The organism is Dolichospermum sp. UHCC 0259, from assembly GCF_009711935.1.
Lineage (GTDB): Bacteria > Cyanobacteriota > Cyanobacteriia > Cyanobacteriales > Nostocaceae > Dolichospermum.
Genome location: NZ_VIKX01000018.1, coordinates 1 through 21,426 on the forward strand (window position 1 = coordinate 1; position 21,426 = coordinate 21,426).

Genomic DNA, 21,426 nt, shown 5'->3' on the forward strand with positions numbered 1-21,426 from the left:
CTCCTATCCCTGTTACTTCCTAATTCCTTTTTAGTGGGGGAGTGTGAACAGTTACCTATTTTAGAGGTTTTAGGAGATATTTTTAAACAAAACTTATCAATCACAACTAGGCTGACTCTTGATAGAATAGTCAAATTGACAACATAATTGACTAAAAAAAGGATAATCGCTGCATACCTCACATTGTTGCCATAAATTCATATTGCTTAAATTAATTTAATGTTAAAAAAAAAGACACACTTTTTTACACCAATTGCTGTATCATGATCGAGAGAATCAATATAAACTGCATGGAAAATTAAAATTCAGATGAATTATCTTGATATCTTCACAAAAAATTGGCTTATTTTTCAAGGTTATGCCTAAATATATCCAATTTTGCTTGATATTTTGACCTAGAAAGGTTTAGTTAAATTTCTCGATTGATGCGACGGTGAATGTAATTTAAGCCTCTAATTAAGAACAATATGGGGCTGAAAGATCAGTATTTGGCAGCAAAATAATTAAATACTGAAATAATATTTTCAAATAATTTTTGTGGAAGTAGGAGGCATTTTCATCATGGCTACAGAGAATATAAAGAACGCATACATTATTGGTGCTGAAAATTTTGGTGCTTGGAGTCCAGGTTATGACGCATCCGGTTATTTAAAGGTTTTACCTCATCCTGAACAGAAAATAGTCTTTAAAGATCCCTTTATTCAATGGCAACAAGATCATCAAAATGGCCAGTTTAAAGAAATAGGTGACGGTGGGGGATATTATTCCAGTTGGGGTGAAGATGAGGTACTAGAAGTTACCTTAGATATGCAGTACCTCAGCCAGATTGATATTGATGGATTTGGTATCATACAAGCAGGTGACGGATATATTCCCTGGCTCAATGATGAAAAAACAGCCTATGAATTTCTGAGGGCTTACAATGGTTTAATTCCTGGACCATTACTAGTTGCAGATCCTGGTGACACAATCAAAATCACCCTCATAAATAACCTCAAACCAGGCTCAGTAGCTCCATCTGCGCCTGAACAAATAACTAACCTACATACACATGGATTACACGTCTCACCTGTAGGGGCAGGAGATAACGTTGTTGTCAGTCTTGCCTCTGGAGATACGAGAGAGATATCCATCAAATTACCTGATAATCATGCTATTGGACTTGACTGGTATCACCCCCATTTGCACGGAATAACTAGTGAGCAAGTGGCTTCCGGTTTAGGGGGTCTTTTGACAATAAACCCTCCGTATGATCTGCCTGACCTGGATAAATTTAACCCCACGACAGAGCCATTCTATACAATGGCGATTAATACGTTTGGTATTCAACAACAACTAAGAACACCAAACGCAAATGATCCTTTAAACCAAAGTCCAGACGGCATAGAAGTTCCTGCCGGTACACCTCTACAACTAACAAATGGAGCTTATGAACTTTCTGATGCAGTTTTTGGAAGTTACAATGCCAAACCTGCATCCTATGACCCAACACAACCAACAGGAAATCCTGAGTTTTTCCTATTTGAATATGGAGGAGGAGCTTTAGCAGAACCAGTAGAAAATGTTATCCACACTGTCAACGGACAATACAACCCCACAATAGAAAAGGTTCAAACAGGTAAATGGAGTCTCTTCTCATTTGCCAATATGAGCATCAATTCCTTCCACGTTTTGCAACTGGTACATGATGATGGAAATGGGAATCTGACCCCGGAACAAGTTACATTAGTATCTATTGACGGTAACGCCAGTGGTGCAGTTGAAAGTTCCAGAAGAGAAATAACTGAGTTTCCAGTCCTTAGTCCTGGTGCTAGAGTTGCTATTCAACACGCCTTCACCAAGCCAGGTAAATACTACTTTCTTTCCAACGGTACAGACGAAATTCTGGATGCAGACGATGTATCCCAACTTATTGGGAATAGTAAAGGCTTTAACGATGGTCACTTAATTTGGGCACCTCAAGTTTTAGCCACAGTGGAAGTAGAAGGCCCTGAAATAACACCAGCGCAATTGCCACACTTCCCAGAACCCTATGATGTTTTAATCAAAGAAAGCGAAGAGATTAATGCGACCATAGAAGCTGCTAAAAACGGTGATGTTAATCGGGAAAGAACTTTTACATGGGATGCCAATATAGGTGGGGCGATCCTGGCTGGCAATTTCCCCAGCGATACGGAAGTAGAAACATTTGAAGGGACTTATACCATCAACGGTGAATATTATTCTACAACGCCTGGTGAAAGTATGCCCCCACTGGCTATGCCTATGTTGGGGACAAAAGAAATTTGGAATATTGTTAACAGATCAGGATTGCTAGATCCCAATTTACCCCAAGATTTAAATATTCCTTTGTCAGAATGGCATCCATTCCACATTCACCAAAATGACTTTGCTGTTCTAGAAATTAATGGCTTGAAGGTAGAAGATATCCAGCAAACCTACCTTGCAGGTGTATTATCAGATATTGTTACCCTACCACCAGCTTATGTAGATGGAACGGCGACTCTGGATAACCCTTACGGCACACCCTTCAACATATTTGTCAATGACCCGACAACAGGTGTAGCCTCAGAAGTCAAAATCGTGATGAGTTTTGAGGACTTCCCTGGTAGCTATGTCAATCACTGTCACATTCTTTTCCACGAAGATGCAGGGATGATGGCTGTTCTTAGAGTCATCCTCAACACAGAAGATACTTGGTTAGGTTTGGGGGTTGATCAGGATGCCAAAGGACAAATAGAGTTGTTTAGAGCCAACAACTATGAAGAAAGCATCATTCTCAATCCCTACGGTGACAACTTCAGCCAGGGAATTGATCTAGCGATCGCTGATGTTGGTTACAAATTCAACAGTGATGAAGAAAATCAAAACGTTACAGATAACGTTACTGATGTCATTACCATCCAGCGCAGTTTAAAAAAAGATAGTGATCATTTCACGGTTAAAGTCTTTGATGGTGAAACACTAATTCAAGAACAAGAAGGAATTTACGAATTTTCAGCCGAATATGAATTAGAAAATACCTTCACACAAATTCCTGATACCAATATATTTGAAGTATTGATATCAGGGACAGATGATAGTGCTGGATACGGACTGACTACAATTACAGGTCGGATCTACGGCACAATCGAAAACACAGGCAAAGGTACATTTGACTCAGATCCCACCAAATTTGGACTAGTTGGCTTTGAAGAAGGCTTCATCGCCTTAGAAACTGTTGATGGTGAAAGAATATTTGGCAGTGATACAGCCAACAGTCAAATTAACTTCCAAACAGGTGTAGTTAATGCTTCTGGTTTGGTAACTCTGAGCGGTGGAGAAGGTAAATTCGAGGGTATTGTTGGCAGATTAGATTTGTCAGAATTGGGTACATTTAACCCAGATCCCACTCAACCCTACATTGCCGATCTGAAGGTTAAAGCCTCATTTGAAAGACCCGAAACAACAGACTCTTTTGATGGCAATGATCCAAACATCCTACTAACAGAAATTACACCATTTCAAGATATAACCCCGACAAAAGAACAAATCGCATCCGTCGCATCTGGTGACATAGATGGCGACGGCTTTGCAGATATAGTCGTCGGTTTAGGTGGGGATATCGCACCAATCATTGAGATTTACAGCGGCAAAAATTATCACCTGATGAGTCGCCTTAACCCCTTCCATCATGAAACTTTCACTGGCAAGATTAACCTAGCAGTTGGTGATATCAACGGTGATAACTATGACGACATCATTGTGGGACAAGGCAGTGGTGGACAGGGCTTAGTAGAAGTCTATGATGGGATCTTAATTCAGGAAAAAGGTAGCCTAGTTGGCAAAGATACAGCACATGACACAGGCCTGCTATCCCAAATTTTCCAACCCTACGGCACTAACTACACTGGTGAAGTAGATGTCACATCTGGCTATGTTCTCCAAAGACCAGATGAACCCAATGGCTTCCCTGTTCAGACCAACAATGCCAACCTGACAACAATCGCTAAGGGTGATCAGCCTGATGGTTATGAACAGATTCAGGTCTTTACCTACATGGGTGGAGGTCATGGTGAACATCATGAAAGTAGCTCTGATGAAGAAGAACTGCGTCTTGATGTCTCATTAACCCCAGTTGGTAACACTCAAGAAATTCTGGGAACCTTTGCTGACCTTCCCAATTTACCTAACGGTGAACCAGTTCTGTTTACCCGCAGGAAAAATGGTGAGTATGAAATTATTCACCTGGGAGCAGAAAACATACCTGAATCGTTGACCTTTGGTGAGGCTAAGAAGCAGGTAGAGGAAGTTACAGAAATCACCAAAGTAAATAACAAAGATATTTTCACCCTCAAAGGTGGTAGTAACGGCAAAGTCAAATTGAAAGTCACCCTAGAAGAATACAGTTCTAGTTTTGTCAACGAAATAGGAGTATTTTTTGTTGATAATGATGAAGGCTTTATTAACGGTATCGCTCCCGGAACGTCTGGTTACACTGAGGCCGCTTTAACAAGATCAAGGGTGATTTTCTCATCTATCGCCAATCGTCCCAACGGCTTCAGCATTGATGGTTTGTCCAGCTTGTTAGAATTTGACTTTGATGTCAAGGTGAGATTTTTGACTATCAATAACAGCACTTTGGATGCTGTTTCATCTGGTTTCACCTCGAAAACAGAAGTGCTGTTTTCAGAAATATACCAAACCATTGAATCTTTAAGCGGTGGTGAATTTTCTCTCAAATGGAAAGATAAGTCTGACAAGAGTAGCTTTAAACTCAAAATTAAAACCAGCACAGAAACTTACATTCAGGGGACAAGACTTCAAGCGGAATTTGGCAGAGAAGTCCTTGATTTTAGGTCTTCTACCACTGATGTCAAGGCTGAGTTTAAGGTTTACAGAGAAGCAGCATTTAACAACTTTGTCGGATTTTATCCCATCCTCGATGGAGACGGCAAGATTGATACCAACAATGATGGTCAAGCCGATTTTGCCCCAGGTGATGCAGGCTACCTCCAAGCTGCCGTTAACTTATACCTGCAAGAGATACGTTTAACTGTCACTAACCAAGGGCAAGCAAATTACCAAGGAACCTTCGCCCAAGGCTCAATCTTTGCACCATTTATTATTGCTAATGGAACAATAGAGGATGTCTTAAATGGTAACTCTAGCAACATTCCTAATGTTTACTTTGCATTCTTAGGAGCTAATCCAGGTCAGGCGGATCACATTCGTCTACTAGGCAATAACATCTTCGGCTTTGAAGATTTACCAGGTAGTCAAAGTGACAATGATTACAATGATTGCATTGTCGAAATCAAGACGGCTTAAAAGCCTGTTTTACAGCGATTTCCGATCATATAAGGTACATCTTAGCCCCCTCATCGCAAGCGATGAGGGGGTTGGGGGTGGGGTTCTTGTTCCAGGTTTGATGACAATTTGCTGTAATTTAGTGCGGGCGGAACTTCGCCCCTACTAAATCCTGAATTCTCCTTTATGTATTCATAACAAAAGAGAATTTAGAGTATGAAAAGTAACAAAATGACGTGGTGTGATCTAAAGAAAATGTTGGCATTAATCAAATTACTTGCTAGTCCAATGGTAGTCGTGGGGGCGATCGCTACTTCAACTTTAATAGGTAGTATTGCTTCTGCTCAGGTAGTATTGACAGATGACTCATTAATATCTGAATCTGCTACCCCATCAAATCAGGTAGTCTTAACAGATAATTCATCTATATCCGAATCAGAGTCAACTACCTCATCTACTTCAGATGATCATCTCCCGGATAGTGCCTCTACTTTTAACTCTGATCTAGATCAAACTGACAGTAGTGCCGATGAAAGTATGGCACAGATGAATACTGTCGCGCAGTTTTCTGATGTTCAACCCACAGACTGGGCTTTCCAAGCTTTACAATCCTTAGTTGAACGCTATGGTTGTGTTGCAGGTTATCCCAATGGCACATTCCGTGGAAACCGTGCCATCACTCGTTATGAATTTGCCGCAGGTTTGAATGCTTGTTTACAACGAATTAACGAACTAATCACCACAGCTACCAGTGACCTAGTCAAAAAAGAAGACCTAGCTACTTTACAACGTTTAGGAGAAGAATTTGCTAGTGAATTAGCATCTCTAAGAGGTCGCGTAGACACCTTAGAAACACGCACCACCCAACTAGAAGCAAATCAGTTTTCCACTACTACCAAATTATTAGGGGATGTCAGAGTTCAAACCAATGCTTATTTTTCTGGAGATGGTGATCCCCAAGCCAACACTCAATATTTAGCTTTTATCGGGTTACTGACTAGCTTTACAGGTCGAGATTCATTAGTCACAGGTTTATCTACAACAAATACCACTTTTCCAGAAATAGCCACCACCAACAATGGTATAGAGGTGGGTGGAACCAGAGAAGGTGCTAGTGAGGCTTCTTCTGCTGGTGATCAGTTCAGTAATGTCCGTGTCATCACGTTGGGCTATCAATTTCCCATTGGTGAAAAACTAAACGTAGATATCATCGGTGTTAACCGTTATCGTTTTAGCCCTGTTTTTCTAAATCAATTTGCTCCTTACTATGTTAGAGGTGAGGGGCCTGTCGGTAGCTTTGCGATCGCCCCCCCAATGTATCTTATCGGCGCTGGTTCAGGGATGTCCCTTAGCTATAAATTATTTGATTCGACAGTAGTGAAAGCGAGTTATTTAGCTAACTTTGCCAACGACTCAAATTTAGGAGGGTTGTTTAATGGTGACTATGTAGCCGCAACAGAAATTAACTATAATCCCAGCCCTAAATTATTCCTACAATTTGCCTATCAACACGGTTACTTTAGCCCTGGTAACTTTGGCTTTAATAATGGTCAAGGATTTAGAGGTAATGGTTTTGTTGGTACTGCCTTGGCAAACCGGTTTGATGATGCAGGTGTTTTATTTGCAGACGCATCCGCAGTCACCACCAATGGTTATCTCTTAGGTGGTTACTTTGCACTTAGCCCAAAAGTCGCAATAGGTGGTTGGGCTAACCTAATTAAAGCTCAACTATTGGATAAGGGAGCGGCTGATATTTGGACTTACTCAGTTCAACTCGCTTTTCCTGATTTGTTTAAAAATGGCAATCATGGCGGTTTAGTTGTAGGTATGGAACCTACCCTCACAGGTTTAGAAAGTGATCTACCCCATGCACAATTTAAAAATGATACTTCACTACACATGGAAGGATATTATGTGCATCGTATTTCCGACAGAATTTCCATCACTCCCTCTATCACATGGATCACAGCACCAAACCAAGATGCTAACAACAACGATATTGTTATTGGTGGTTTAAGGACTACCTTTAGTTTTTAGTTGTAAGATTTGTTTGGGTAAGTCCTGATTTAGTCAACATCTTTACATTATTCAAAGTTAGATTTAGATTGAGAATTAGAATTTACTTAAACCATACCTTAGCCAAATTACAAGGGTGAGATGATGATGCTTCAACCATTAACTCCCATTTCTGGCTTGGCTTGGCAAAAACAATCAGCGCTAAAAATTTCTTGAAGGTCTCCTACAAGAATTTCAGATAAAAAACTACCTTTTTATCGAAACGCTTGTTTATGCTTAGTTTTGCCAGTTTTGCCCAAAATTATCAAGGCTCTTATTTTGGCTGAGGTATTGTTAAATTGTCACAATAACTAACAATACACAGGGTTAATCATGCAACTGGACTTTATAACTCAGTTCTTACCCCCTTACATTAGCGGTTTTCCAGCTTTTGGAATCTTAATACTCCGATTAATCTGGGGAAGCGCAATGGTTCTATATGGATGGACTAAGGTAAAAAATCCGTTTAATTGGATGAAAGAAGAAGGTATGCCAGAGTTTCCTGGTGTCCTACAGTTGCTAGGTGCAATAACGATTTTTGGTGGGGGTATTGCGATTATTGCTGGTTTTCTGACACCTTTAGCAGCATTAGGGATTGCTGGATCAATGGGAATAGCCCTTTCTATTCATTGGACTATCTTTCACGATCCTTTTGTGAAGTATCCACCCAATAAACCAGGTCCTTCTTTTGATGTACCTTTTGTTTATTTTGCGATCGCACTCATGTTGGTTTTCTTGGGACCTGGTAGGCTTTCCATAGATTACCTCTTGTTCGGTTAATCAACAGTTGGTTTCAGCTTCGATTGTATCCAGAGACGTTATCAATAACGTCTCTGTTTTTAATATAGGAATCCGGTTTTGTTTCTGAAGTTACTCGTAGAGGTAGGGAACAGGAAAGAATACGCCACGCAAGCTATCAAAAATCAAATAGGAGTCCTATAGTTGTGTGGAAATATTACTCAGGGTTCATTGTTGTAAACCATTGTTCATCTTGGGTAAAGATAATATCCAAGGTGACATTAGGAAATTTTTGTTTCACTATGTCTGTAATCTTGTAGCGCATTTCATCTACTGCTTCCAGACTAGTTAGAGCTTGCTCATTTGGTAATAACCAGTAAAGATGGAGATATAAAGCCTCTCCTACCTCTGTGATTCTTAAATAACGTTTAGCACAGGGAACTTGATTGCTTGCGACATCAATGATATCACTGATGCGTTTTTGTAAATCAGCCCCAGGAGCGCCTAACAGGAGTTGATTGAGACTTTCTAAGATGACTTTAACGGGAATAGGGAAGGCAAGTAGCACTAAAACGACAACGATAGTGGGATCGGCGTAATCAACAAACCAATTTAAAGGAGTGTTTTTAATTAATGTAATGACAGTGAAAACAATTCCCACAGAAAGGCTAATTCCTCCATTAATCAGCCAATTTTTTGCGTCTACACGCACTAAGGGCGAGCCTGTTTTTTTTGCAATAATATTCTGGACTAAGGCTATACTCAGACAAGTGAATGCGGCAATCGCTGTATAAATTACGGCTACACTAGCCTCAACTTTTCTACCACCATGCAACAATGCCGCCACAGCAGAAATAAAAGCAAACATGGATAGTCCCATAATCATTAGTCCCTTACACAGGTTGAGCAAGGGAGCAAAACCTGCGTAACCAAATTGGAACTTTCGACCCTCTGGACGTTTCAAAATTCGAGAAATCCACAAGGTAGCTAATGCCATGATCAGACTAATGATGTTAAAAAAACCATCCAGCATCACTGCTGCCGATTCAATCGCTAATCCGAAGGAGATACCTAAAATCGAGAGAAACAAAGTACCACCGATAGATAAGTAGATACTGGTCTGTTCCAGACGTTCACGAGATGAATCATTCATATAAAAAAGTGATTTACTTCAGTGTTTTTGAGCTACATTATCCCTTTGACAGTTTCCTGCTGGCCTGTCAGTGGGATTTGATGACATCTGTTCGACAAACCTATCCGAACACCATTAGTTGTGATTAAAAGTCTTTCAGATTTATCAATAAGTAGGTCAACAGGAAAATTTAAAGGTATGTAACGGTATGTAAAGTTGTCTCAATGCGATATTCTGATTGAGTTTCAGCCATTTTATAAAACGCAATACCCCTCATTTTTATTTTGTTCACCTACTTATGTAAATCTTAGTATTATTTAGTCCCGTCATTCAAACTTGATTTATCAGTTATTCTACTATGTAAAAAGTTATTAAAATTTTATTGTCGAAAAATACGTTTATGCCATTCTGTGATAATAAGTATAGATAGTTGGTTAAAAATGCAATTATAATCCTCCCAGTTTATGTTGTATATTAGCCAGAGGTTAGTTTAACTTGAGTTAAAAATAAAATTAACAATTCTAGAATTGGAAATCTTGAGGGGATTGACAAATCTTGATTTCTGACCACGGAAGGCTAATTTTAGCTGTCAATTGTTAAATAGTTGATAAATGCCAGGGTAAATACGAGAAAAATCAAGCTATGAAATACGAAAATGCCGTTTTAGATGATTTAGAACTTCAAGCGGCTTTAAAGCAGATAAATCCCAAATTTGGTGATTTTGTCACGCGAGTAGCAGGTGAAGCCTGGGGGCTGCCATTAATTGATCAAAAAACCAAAGCCCTGATTACCATTGCTGTTGATGTAGTCAACCAAGGACAAGCAGGACCTGGAAGTCCCTTTGGCGCTCACGTCAATATGGCTATCAAACAGGGAGCAACTCCTGAAGAAATTGAAGAATTATTATTGTTTCTTTGTGCTTATGCGGGATTTAATAAAGTTGCTGGTTGTTTTGGTGCTTTAAATGAAATAATGGGAAAATAATTTCTCATGTAATTCTGGAATCCATCAAGCTCGATTTGTAGTTGAGGGAAGTTACTGAAGCACGGAAATACGGACGGATATTTGAGCAAAAATCTAGACCTACAAACAAGTCGGACTTTCTCTCTGAGTAGTTTTTTAAACCTTGTACCATACCTCTGGATGGTAAAAATGTAACTTTGAAAATATAGGCGATCGCTTGATTAAAAACCTTGTATTGTCCTCAAGTTTCAAACTTTATTTTCATCAAAGTGACATCAACAGTAAAAAAGGACAGCAATAATGCTTTCAGTAATTAATAACACAATCAAAACCGACTATTCAGCACGAGATCAACAAGGAAAAGTAGCCTTTTATGTACTCCTGTGGAAAAGACAGGGCATCCCTCTAGAACTTTTTGATGATTATTGGAGAGACGTGCATGGCCCAGTTTGCGCCAGATTACCAGGGCAGTATCAATACTGGCAATTTCACGTAGCTCATAACGAAGGTGGTTTCTATCCAGAAATCCCTGGTTTAGACTACACAACCAGCCTAGACGATAACTTCGATGGTATAGCTGAATTAACATTTGCCAGCGAAGCAGATCGTCAGACATGGTTCACAGCTTCAGCCATCCTCATGGATGATGAACACAACCTATTTCGCAAAGCGATTGGTTACAACACCAGTCCAGGTAATTCCATCACCTACGTAGATAGAATTTCCACAGGTGATCCCAACGGCGACACTGGTGTGCTAAAATTTCACGTCATGGTCAAAAAAGCCAAAGGCGTAAGTGTTGAAGCTTTTCGTCATTACCTCACAGAAACCTTTGCTCCCAAAATCAGCAGCAGTGACGCTGTACTGAAATTTAGACTGCATTTATTTGAAGAAGTAGACAACTCCCGTCCCGATGCCGCCGGTGTCAGTCACTATGAACCAGAAGAAAAGCAATATCATGCAGCCTATGAAATTGCCTTTACGAACCATCTGGAAAGAGAGAAATTTTTTGCATCTGCTGAATATTCAACAGCCGTAAGAGATGCAGCCAGATACATCAAACAAATCCAACCATTTCCAGAAAGAACAGCATACACCTTTGTTTACAACAGTGAAATGACTCTAGCTGGGAAACGAAGTTCCTCAGTAGCAGAATTGATCACAGACATCGGCGCAGTTAATCAACTTCAACAAGATATAGAATCACTCATGTTATATCAAAATCTTTACACGCCCCAAACCAACGGACATTCCCACTCCCAAAACGGACAAAGCAAACCTGCTCCAGCCAGAAAACGTACCAATTACTACGCTGGTTTATCAGCAGACTACTCCCGTCCTGGTTTAGTAAGTCCTTACGTAGCGCAAAAACTGATCGAAGATGCAGAGAAAATTGTCGCTATGAAAGAACCAAAACTACCAGAAATTGGTCCTTACTACACCCTCGAACAAATAGAAAGAGAAAACAGAGAGTGGTGGCCAACCCACTGTGAAGCTCTCAGACAAGGAAGAGGTGACATCCTCACAGGAGAATACCGCGACGATCTAGTATACTTCTGTCAAGATGGCCCATACCAAGGATTAGAGCAACAAAAAGAAAGAGAAAAACACTGGTGGGCATTAATCGCTCAACCCGGTGTCACCATGTGTTGGCCTATCGTCATGTTCTACGGTGAACATACATACTTTGAATGGAAGTGTGTAGATGACGAAACCAACGAAACTCTAGCTAAAGGTAACGTAACCTGGGTGCGTCGTGGTAATAGAGGCGGATGCTATCTGAAAACTGAGCAACTGACCTTCTACCGTGATGTATTCGCTGCTAATGAATTATTGACCTTGATCACTACCGCCTGAGATGAAACAGGAGTTAGTACACCAAAAAAATGCAGTTTTGGATCATCCTGAACTGCAACAGGGTCTAAAAAAAATCAGTTCCAAGTTTGGTGATTTTGTTATTCGGGTAGCAAGTGAAGCTTGGAAGTTGCCATTAATTGACCAGAAAACCAAAGCTCTGATTGCGATCGCCATTGATGTCGTCAATCAAGATCATATAGGTTCTGGCAACTTCTTTGCAGCCCATCTCAAAATGGCACTCCAGCAAGGCGCAACCCCCGCAGAAATTGAAGAATTACTCTTGTTCTTGTGTGTCTATGGGGGATTTAATAAAGTTGCAGCTTGTTTTGCTACCTTTAATTTGATTATTGACGAACTCTATCCCAAGCAGAGGAAAGCAATAATGCTGGCAGAAAGCAAACAGTCCACTAAAACTGATTATTCCGCAGAGGATCAGCAAGGGCAAGTAGCCTTTTATGTCCTCCTGTGGAAAAAGCCAGGAATCTCAGTAGAACTTTTTGAGAACTATTGGAGAAATGTACACGGACCAGTTTGCGCCAGATTACCAGGTCAATATCAATACTGGCAATTTCGGGTAGATCATGATCAAATGGGCTATTTTCCCCAAATTCCCGGTTTAGACTACATTAGCGACCCAGAAGAGAACTTTGATAGTATTGCCGAGTTAACATTTACCAGCGAAGCCGAACGAAATAAATGGTTTGCAGCTTCAGCCATTCTCATGGATGACGAGCATAACCTGTTTCGCAAAGCCATAGGTTACAACACCAGCCCCGGCAACTCTATCACCTATATTAACCGTATTGTTGACGATACAGCCAATGGCGAAATCAAAGCCATCAAATTCCATGTCATGGTCAGAAAAGCCGATGGTGTTAGTACCCAAGCATTTCGGCAATATTTGACCACCACATTTGCACCCAGCATAGTCCATCACGACCTTCAAGGAGGCATAGTATCTCTTATGTCTAGTTCAGCAACCACATCTCAAACTGTCTTTAATGAAATTAATGGCAAGCCAAAAAGCTTAGGTCATTATTTACAAGGACTACAGCACGTCGGTATCACAGTTAGTGATATGACCAAAGCCCTAGAATTTTACGTTGAAGTTTTGGGTGGAAAACCAGCCATAGGTGGAGATGGATTTATTGGGGATGAGTTACATAATCTCCTATTCCAAAAAGAAGACTTGGAAGCATGGAAAACAGGTATTAATCCCAAATCATTAGGTGTACCTGATATCAGAGATGGTTCTCAGGAATCATTGGATGTTAGATTTATTTCCTTTGGTAATACCTGTGTAGAACTGATCCATTTTCGAGATGCCAAGTTAACACCTACTGCACCTGGTATTTTTGATAAAATTCCTTCTGGAATTGGTCATGTCAACGCACCCCACCTATCTTTTCATGTCAAAGATGATGTGGATCTCGATGCCTTCGCCAAGATGTTAGAAGATGAATGTCAAAAGCGAGGAATTGAGAACGTTGTGGCTAACCGAATTATTCATATTGATTCGGAAACAGCCAGGCAAAATGCCCCATTAAAATATGCTAAATTGGATTTAATTGGTGATTTTGATGGTTGGTTATTGTTCTACTGTAAAGGTCCCAATGGTGAACAGTTAGAATTTAACCAAGTTAAGAGAAAAGCCAGAGAAATGTTCACCAAAGCTCAAAAAGAATATAACTTGAGCAATGGGACAGATTACTGGTTTTATGATAATATTGCCCCAGTTGCTCATAACAGCAACCAGAGAATTTTTAACACCTTTAGTGCCAATGTAAATGCCTCAGTTGAAAAGATTTGGGAAGCATGGACTAATCAAACTTATAGTGATCAATTTCCCATTCTAGAACGTTATCCTAATGGTGTTTTGCGGGAAGCAAAAATGCCTGGAATGGAGATGAAGCAAAGATTAACCATTGATAAAGAAGCTAGAAGTTTGACCATTGATCTTGTAGATCATCCTTTATTTACTGGTAGGTTTATCAATCATTTGCATCCTCCTTCATCCGAACCAGGTTCTTTACCAATCATCACCTATACCATAGATTTGCAACCTAAAAGTGATCTAGCTTTTACACATCCAGATGGTCAAGGCTTTATAGAAGCAGCCAAACTAGAAAATGTGCAAAAAGCTGTGTATCAACTCAAAGCAAATGTTGAAAGTTCCACAACAAATTCAGCACCAAATGAGGGAAAAACTATGACTCAATCATTAGTCCGTTCAGGTCAAAAATCGGAAATAGTCAGACGGATGTTTGAAGCCGGTGAGTCCATGAATGTAGATAATTTTGTGAAATTCTACACCGAAGATGCCCACTACCAATTTAGTAACTTTCCAGTGGCTTATGGACCTCAAGGTATTAAAGATACTTCTGTTGGGTTTCTGCAAACAGTAGCTAAAGTCCACCACTACATTACTAATATCTGGGAACAAGGAGATACTGTAATTTGTGAAATGGAAGTTACCTACATCCGTCATGATGGTAAAGTCTTCCGTTTACCTTGCTGTGATACAATTGTCTTCAAAGGTGATAAAGTCCAAGAACTAAGAATTTACATGGATATTAGTCCTGTATTTCAAACCGAAGAAGTCAAACCCCAAGCAGCAGTTTCTAGCGATTTCCTCCTACAAAGAATCGGTAAAATGTATGAGGCTTTACACGCCGGAAACTGGGAAGAATTTAAAACATTCTTTACCCCCGACTTACTCTACAAAGTCGGTGCTAATGAAGCTGTAATTGGTCCAGATGCTTGCGTTGGATTTTTACAGCATATCTATAAAACCCTGAAATTAACTACTCATAATGCCAGAGGTACATGGGCAGTTGGTAACACAGTAATTTTGGAAATGGATGCGAACTATGTCAATAAAGTTGACAAGCGGTTTGTCCAAGTTCCTTGTACAGATATCTATCGGTTTGACGGCGATCGCATTTATGAATGGCGTGTATATCCCGATCCTTCTCAGTTGAATCTCAAATTTTAACTGAACTGGCAAATCACATCTATCTAATTAGACAGAGTCGAGTTAAAAAGAGCTAATTTATTCCCGATAAAATAAATGGTTTTTCTCTTAACTCACTCTGCTTTCATTAAAAAAGTCAAAACCACCGATCATAACAACAATGTCATTGTATGGTTATGTTGGCAGTAAAAATATCAAAACAGTATGAATTTATTGCTCGATAATATCATGGCTTATAAAGGATTAAAGAAAATATGACAGCTACTAGTAAAGGCAAAATCGGTGTACTCATTGAAGAACATTTTGACGGCACAGAATTCCGCCGTTTTAATGAATATTTTCCCCAACAGGGTTATGAAGTAGAATATATTTCTCATTTATGGGGAAACAAAGAACTACACTTTGGTTCAAACCCCGAAAATGATCAAGTAGAATATCACGTTACTGTCAGCACAGAAGTTAAAGATATCAACCCCAGTGACTATAAAGGCATTATTTGTATCGGAGCTTATGCAATGGATAGGCTCAGATATCAAGTCAATGTCAAAAAAGGTGAAAAAAACCAAGCTCCTGCCGTTGTTTTTCTCAGAAATGCAGCAAATACAGATAACGTAAAATTAGGGACTATTTGCCATAGTTTGTGGTTATTTTGTGCAGACCCAGATTTAATTAAAGGCAAAAAAGTTACCTGCGCTCATAACATCATCTGTGACGTAGAAAATGCCGGAGCGGATGTTATTTATGAAGGTGATGTTACTGTTGATTTGGTCATTGATGGTAATCTGATTACAGGCAAACATCCAGGAATGGTAGACCAATTCATGGAAACTTTTGTTCAAGAAATTGAGAAAAATTAGTCCTGTGCATACTATAGTTTAACTCAAGTAATTTAACCCAATAAATTCTTAACAAAACGAGGAAATTTTATGACCACAAAGGTAGATTTTACCTTCTCTGATCTCATCGCTGGATACGTTACCGAATATGACGGTAATAGCGACACCTTTGGACTGCAAACTTCTGATGGCAGAGAGTTTCAAATTAAAATTAGTCCCATGGCCTATGCGAAGTTAATTCAAAACTTTGACGAAGGCTATCCTGATGCAACTGCCAGCATGAGAGCCATGCTATTACCAGGAAGGTATTTATTTACTTATGGGGTATTTTATCCAGATAAAGATATCTTCGATGCTAAACAGATAGTTTTTGCTGGTCGTCAGAAAACAGATTACGTTTTCGAGAAACAAGATTGGTGGGTAAAACAAATTAATGCTTTAGGCAAATTTTACCTCAAAGCTCAATTTGGTGAGGGTGACTACGACTACCGCAAATATCGCACTACATTGAATCTTAGTGGTGTACAGTCAACCACCAATTTTCGTCAAGAAACCGATACTATTTCTCGTTTAGTTTATGGTTTCGCTACTGCTTTCTTAATGACTGGTAATGATAGTTTCCTCAAAGCCGCAGAACGTGGGACTGAGTACCTGCGCGAACACATGAGGTTTGTAGACTTAGATGAAGGGATTGTCTACTGGTATCACGGAATTGATGTCAAGGGAGAAAAAGAAGATAAAATCTTTGCTTCCGAATTTGGGGACGATTACTATGCTATCCCTGCTTATGAACAAATTTACGCCCTAGCCGGTCCCATTCAAACCTATCGTTGTACTGGTGATCCTCGCATTATGGATGACACAGAGAAAACTATTAAGCTCTTTAACGAGTTTTTACTCGACAAAGGCGAAGATGGTGGATATTTCTCTCACCTCGATCCATTGACATTAGATCCTCTCAGCGAGTCATTAGGACACAATAAGGGAACAAAAAACTGGAACTCTGTCGGTGATCATGCCCCCGCTTACCTAATTAACCTGTGGTTAGCGACAGGTAAACAAGAATACGCTGATATGTTGGAGTATACCTTCGACACTATTGAAAAGCGTTTCCCTGACTATGAAAATAGCCCATTTGTGCAAGAAAGATTCTTCCAAGACTGGTCTCATGATCAAAGTTGGGGTTGGCAACAAAACCGCGCTGTCGTCGGTCACAACCTGAAAATTGCCTGGAACTTGATGCGGATGCAAAGCCTCAAAGCTAAAGATGGCTATGTCAATCTCGCTAAAAAAATTGCTGATATTATGCCCGGAGTAGGTAGTGATCAGCAACGTGGTGGTTGGTATGACGTTGTAGAACGCAGCCTTGGTGAAGGGGAAGAGCATTACCGCTTTGTTTGGCACGATCGCAAAGCTTGGTGGCAACAAGAACAAGCAATCCTAGCTTATCAAATTCTCGCAGGTATTCTTGATAACAAAGAATATCACCGTTTAGCCCGTGAATCCGCAGCTTTCTATAATGCTTGGTTCTTGGATTTAGAAGAGGGTGGGGTTTATTTCAACGTTTTAGCTAACGGTATTCCCTATCTAGCTGGGGGTAACGAAAGAGGTAAAGGTTCTCATTCCATGAGTGGTTATCACTCTTTTGAATTATGTTATTTAGCAGCGGTTTATACAAATCTGCTAATTACTAAACAACCGATGGACTTCTACTTTAAGCCTATTCCCGGTGGATTCCCCGATAATATTCTCCGAGTATCACCAGATATTTTACCACCCGGTAGTGTGAAAATTGGTAAGTGCGAAATTGACGGCGAACCTTATAGCAATTTCGATGCAGAAGCTTTAACTGTCACCTTACCCAAAACCAGCGAACGAGTGAAAATAAAAGTGCAGATTGTACCTGTATAACTAGAGAGAGAAGAAAGAGGGGAGAAACACTCCTCTTTCCCATATCTCAATATAAATCTACCGGAAGTTGGCAAGATGGAAGAAACTAAAATCAAGATTAATATCACAACCATTGAAGACATAAACATAGTTGTGGTGGAGGGTGATATAGATGCCAGTACCGCAGCATCGGTGACAAAAGAAGTTTTACCTCTAGTAGCACCAGGAAGTAAAATTATGCTCGATGTGAATGGGGTAGAATATATGTCCAGTGCAGGTTTGCGGACTTTGCTGAGTATACATCGGCAAAATACAGCCAAAGAAGGCAAATTAGTATTGGTGGGTTTGAATGAAGAACTCACAGATACTATGACTGTCACAGGGTTTATAGACTTTTTTGTAACTACTCAAGACCGAAAAGCAGGATTAGAAGCCCTGAATAAGGAACAGTCAAATGGAAAGAATTGATGTTCATCCAACGCATACTTATGAGGGGTTCAAACTCCGCAACGGAAAACCTTTCCCGTTTGGTGCAACCCTAGTTCCAGGAGGAGTTAACTTTTCTATTTTTTCAAGTTATGCCAAATCCTGTACTTTAGTTCTATTTGAAAGACACGCCAAGAAACCATTAGCAGAAATTCCTTTTCCTGAAGAATTTCGGATTGGTAATGTTTATTGTATGACTGTCTTTGACCTGGATTATGAAAATCTGGAATATGGCTACCGCATGGATGGGCCAAATAATTTCCGGGAAGGTCATTGGTTTGATACTAGCAAAGTCTTGATGGACCCCTACGCCAAAATTATTGGTGGTCGGGATGTTTGGGGCGTAACTCCTGACTGGAATGATATCTACCACCATCGGGCGAGAATTGCTTTTGATGATTTTGACTGGGAAAATGACCGTCCTTTGGAAATTCCTCCCGAAGATCAAATCATCTATGAAATGCACGTCCGCAGTTTTACCCGTCATCCTTCTTCTGGTGTGAAAGAAAAACATCAGGGTACTTTTGCAGGTATCAGGGACAAAATTTCTTATCTCAAAGAGTTGGGTGTCAACGCTGTGGAGTTGATGCCTATTTATGAGTTTGATGAGTTTGAAAATAGTCGTCCTAATCCCCAAACTGGGGAAACTCTATATAATTACTGGGGTTACAGTACCGTTGGTTTTTTTGCTCCCAAGGCTGGTTATGCGGCTACAGGCAAATTTGGAATGCAGGTGGATGAGCTAAAAACACTGGTTAAGGAATTGCATAAAAATGGGATTGAGGTAATTCTTGATGTAGTTTTTAACCACACTGCTGAAGGTAATGAGCATGGTCCGACAATTTCTTTTCGAGGGATTGACAATAAGACCTATTATATGCTGACCCCGGAAGGGTATTATTACAACTTTAGCGGTACTGGTAATACTCTCAACTGCAATAACCCCATTGTTAGAGGTATAGTTTTAGATTGTCTGCGTTATTGGGCTTCAGAATATCATATTGATGGCTTCCGCTTTGACTTGGCGGCTATTTTAGGTCGTGATCCTTGGGGCGCACCTTTGGCAAATCCTCCTTTGCTTGAATCTTTAGCTTTTGACCCGATTTTGGCTAAGTGTAAACTGATTGCTGAAGCTTGGGACGCTGGTGGTTTATACCAAGTCGGTTCTTTCCCAGCTTATGGACGTTGGGCAGAATGGAATGGTAAATACCGTGATGGGATTCGTAAGTTCTTGAAGGGTGATGGTACGGTTGGGGATGCTGCTCAACGTTTGCAGGGATCTCCTGATTTGTATGCTTGGTCTGGCCGCGCTCCGGCAACATCAATTAATTTCATTACGGCACATGATGGTTTTACCATGATGGATCTGTTTTCCTACAATGGAAAACATAATGAGGCTAATGGTGAGAATAATAACGATGGCACTAATGATAATGATAGCTGGAACTGTGGTTGGGAAGGGACAACAGATGATCCAGGTATCAATGCTTTACGCCGTCGGCAAATTAAAAATGCTCTGGCTATGCTGATGGTGAGTCAGGGTGTGCCAATGATTCTCATGGGTGATGAGGTGGGACGCACTCAGTATGGTAATAATAATACTTATTGCCATGATAATGATTTGAACTGGTTAGATTGGAAGCTGTTGGAAACTAATGCAGATTTGTTTAAGTTTTTTAAACATTGTATTGCTTTCCGTAATCTCCACCCAGTGTTAAGAAATCCCTGGCATTTCCAAAATCGGGATTATGTGGGCAGTGGTTACGCAGATATCACTTGGCATGGAACAAGGGCATGGAACGCAGATTGGTCTGATGCTAGTCGGACTCTGGCTTTTATGCTGTGTGGAAAACACGCCAAGCAAGGCACTGTGGAAGATAATTATATCTATGTAGCGATGAATATGCACTGGGAATCTTTATGGTTTGAGATTCCTGGCTTGCCTATGGGCATGAATTGGCATATTTTTGCTAATACTGGTGCGACAACACCGCATGATAGTTGGCAACCTGGTACTGAACCTGTACTGGAAAATCAGTCGGGATTGCTTTTGGGCGATCGCTCTCTGGCAATTTTGATAGGTAAATAAATTCTTGAGAGAGGGAACGGGGAACTCTTAACTGGGAACAGAAAAATCATTTGTTTAATTAATTCTGTCGCATTACTTACTTTTTTGTAATTCAAATACTCACAGGAAATTATGGCTTTAGATGTAACTCTGGAAACAATTGATGATATCGCTAAGATTACTTTAGCTGGAGAACTAGATGCTAGTACAGCAAATCTTTTTAAGGCAAAGGTAGAAGAGGCTGCTGACCAAAATCCTAAACGTTTAGTGCTGATGATGCAAGACTTAGAGTTTATGGCTAGTGCCGGACTCCGGGTGCTGATCTTCGCTAAACAACAAAAGCTGCCTGGTGTAGATATTTATGTTGTAGGCGCTCAAAAAGATACGGTGTTGGATACTATCAAGAAGACTGGCTTTGACCAGAGTGTTTATTTGGTAGATAAGTACGAGGCTTAATAAATAAGCAGAGTGTAGCAATTTGAGTTTGCAGTAAACATAATCTGAATTTAATTGTAGAGACTTTCCGCCGGAAAGTTTCTACAGGGATTAGGAAATCACAAAAAATCATTTTCATAGATAAAATCAGCAACACTAGAAATTTGAAAAAATATCAATCTTCCTTTCTGGGAAAGTTGTAAATATTCAACTGAATTATCGCTCAATATCAAAACCAGTGTTTATGGAAACTTTAACCGTATCGGGAACATTAGACTCTTTAGGAGCGATCGCTAAATACGTGATCAAAGCGGCTGAATCTGCGGGCTTAGATAAAAAAGCCGGCTATAAGCTGCGTCTGGCAGTTGACGAAATTGCTACTAATATAATTATTCATGGCTATGAAGAAGCTGGTTTACAAGGTAAATTAGAGATATCTGGGACTTTTCAGGAATCAACTTTAACTATTTGTCTTGAAGACACAGGAGCCAAATACGATCCTCACGAAAAGGTGACTGTCGCAACTGAAGAATTAAATAAGCCATTGGAAGAGCGGACAATAGGTGGACTGGGAGTATATTTAGCCATGCAAGGTGTTGATAAATACCTCTATGAACGTGAGGGAGATAAAAATCGCAACATTTTTGTGATCAATTGCAAGTAGACTATTTTATAGATGTTTGTTTGAGCTATATTAAGTTAA

At 40.0% G+C, this 21,426-nt stretch carries 13 protein-coding genes; 12 read left to right on the top strand and 1 reads right to left on the bottom strand.

Annotated features, from left to right (window positions below):
* Window positions 1-561: 561 nt before the first annotated feature.
* From FJR05_RS02070 to FJR05_RS02080, 3 genes are all read left to right on the top strand, one after another.
* Window positions 562-5,310: a DUF4114 domain-containing protein gene (locus FJR05_RS02070; RefSeq protein WP_168642580.1), complete on the top strand. Its 4,749-nt coding sequence runs from the start codon at window positions 562-564 to the stop codon at window positions 5,308-5,310.
* Between the two features lie 195 nt (window positions 5,311-5,505).
* Complete coding sequence (locus tag FJR05_RS02075) at window positions 5,506-7,326, top strand: iron uptake porin (protein ID WP_254446651.1); 1,821 nt, start codon at window positions 5,506-5,508, stop codon at window positions 7,324-7,326.
* A gap of 351 nt (window positions 7,327-7,677) precedes the next feature.
* Window positions 7,678-8,124: a DoxX family protein gene (locus FJR05_RS02080; RefSeq protein WP_256376165.1), complete on the top strand. Its 447-nt coding sequence runs from the start codon at window positions 7,678-7,680 to the stop codon at window positions 8,122-8,124.
* A 175-nt stretch (window positions 8,125-8,299) separates the two neighbouring features.
* Here FJR05_RS02080 and FJR05_RS02085 read toward each other — a convergent pair whose 3' ends face one another.
* The gene (locus FJR05_RS02085) at window positions 8,300-9,235 is read right to left on the bottom strand and encodes a cation diffusion facilitator family transporter (protein ID WP_168642582.1); all 936 of its coding nucleotides are present in this window, start codon (window positions 9,233-9,235) and stop codon (window positions 8,300-8,302) included.
* A gap of 621 nt (window positions 9,236-9,856) precedes the next feature.
* Between FJR05_RS02085 and FJR05_RS02090 the strand changes: the two genes are divergently transcribed.
* The 9 genes from FJR05_RS02090 (at window position 9,857) to FJR05_RS02130 (ending at window position 21,387) form a co-directional block, all read left to right on the top strand.
* Window positions 9,857-10,198, top strand: coding sequence for a carboxymuconolactone decarboxylase family protein (locus FJR05_RS02090; RefSeq protein WP_168642583.1), 342 nt, complete (start codon window positions 9,857-9,859; stop codon window positions 10,196-10,198).
* A 279-nt stretch (window positions 10,199-10,477) separates the two neighbouring features.
* The gene (locus tag FJR05_RS02095; RefSeq protein WP_168642584.1) at window positions 10,478-12,034 is read left to right on the top strand and encodes an EthD domain-containing protein; all 1,557 of its coding nucleotides are present in this window, start codon (window positions 10,478-10,480) and stop codon (window positions 12,032-12,034) included.
* A gap of 1 nt (window position 12,035) precedes the next feature.
* Complete coding sequence (locus tag FJR05_RS02100) at window positions 12,036-15,029, top strand: nuclear transport factor 2 family protein (protein WP_168642585.1); 2,994 nt, start codon at window positions 12,036-12,038, stop codon at window positions 15,027-15,029.
* Between the two features lie 233 nt (window positions 15,030-15,262).
* Window positions 15,263-15,865, top strand: a complete 603-nt coding sequence (locus FJR05_RS02105) for a DJ-1/PfpI family protein (protein ID WP_168642586.1) — start codon at window positions 15,263-15,265, stop codon at window positions 15,863-15,865.
* Between the two features lie 69 nt (window positions 15,866-15,934).
* A complete protein-coding gene (locus FJR05_RS02110; RefSeq protein WP_168642587.1) occupies window positions 15,935-17,755 on the top strand; it encodes an AGE family epimerase/isomerase in 1,821 nt (606 codons plus the stop codon).
* A 75-nt stretch (window positions 17,756-17,830) separates the two neighbouring features.
* A complete protein-coding gene (locus FJR05_RS02115; RefSeq protein WP_174783551.1) occupies window positions 17,831-18,202 on the top strand; it encodes an STAS domain-containing protein in 372 nt (123 codons plus the stop codon).
* The gene (gene glgX / locus FJR05_RS02120; protein WP_168642588.1) at window positions 18,189-20,309 is read left to right on the top strand and encodes a glycogen debranching protein GlgX; all 2,121 of its coding nucleotides are present in this window, start codon (window positions 18,189-18,191) and stop codon (window positions 20,307-20,309) included. Before FJR05_RS02115 ends, glgX begins: the two co-directional genes overlap by 14 nt.
* A gap of 111 nt (window positions 20,310-20,420) precedes the next feature.
* Window positions 20,421-20,744, top strand: coding sequence for an anti-sigma factor antagonist (locus FJR05_RS02125; protein ID WP_168642589.1), 324 nt, complete (start codon window positions 20,421-20,423; stop codon window positions 20,742-20,744).
* A 223-nt stretch (window positions 20,745-20,967) separates the two neighbouring features.
* Window positions 20,968-21,387, top strand: coding sequence for an ATP-binding protein (locus tag FJR05_RS02130; RefSeq protein WP_168642590.1), 420 nt, complete (start codon window positions 20,968-20,970; stop codon window positions 21,385-21,387).
* The last annotated feature ends 39 nt before the right edge of the window (window positions 21,388-21,426 follow it).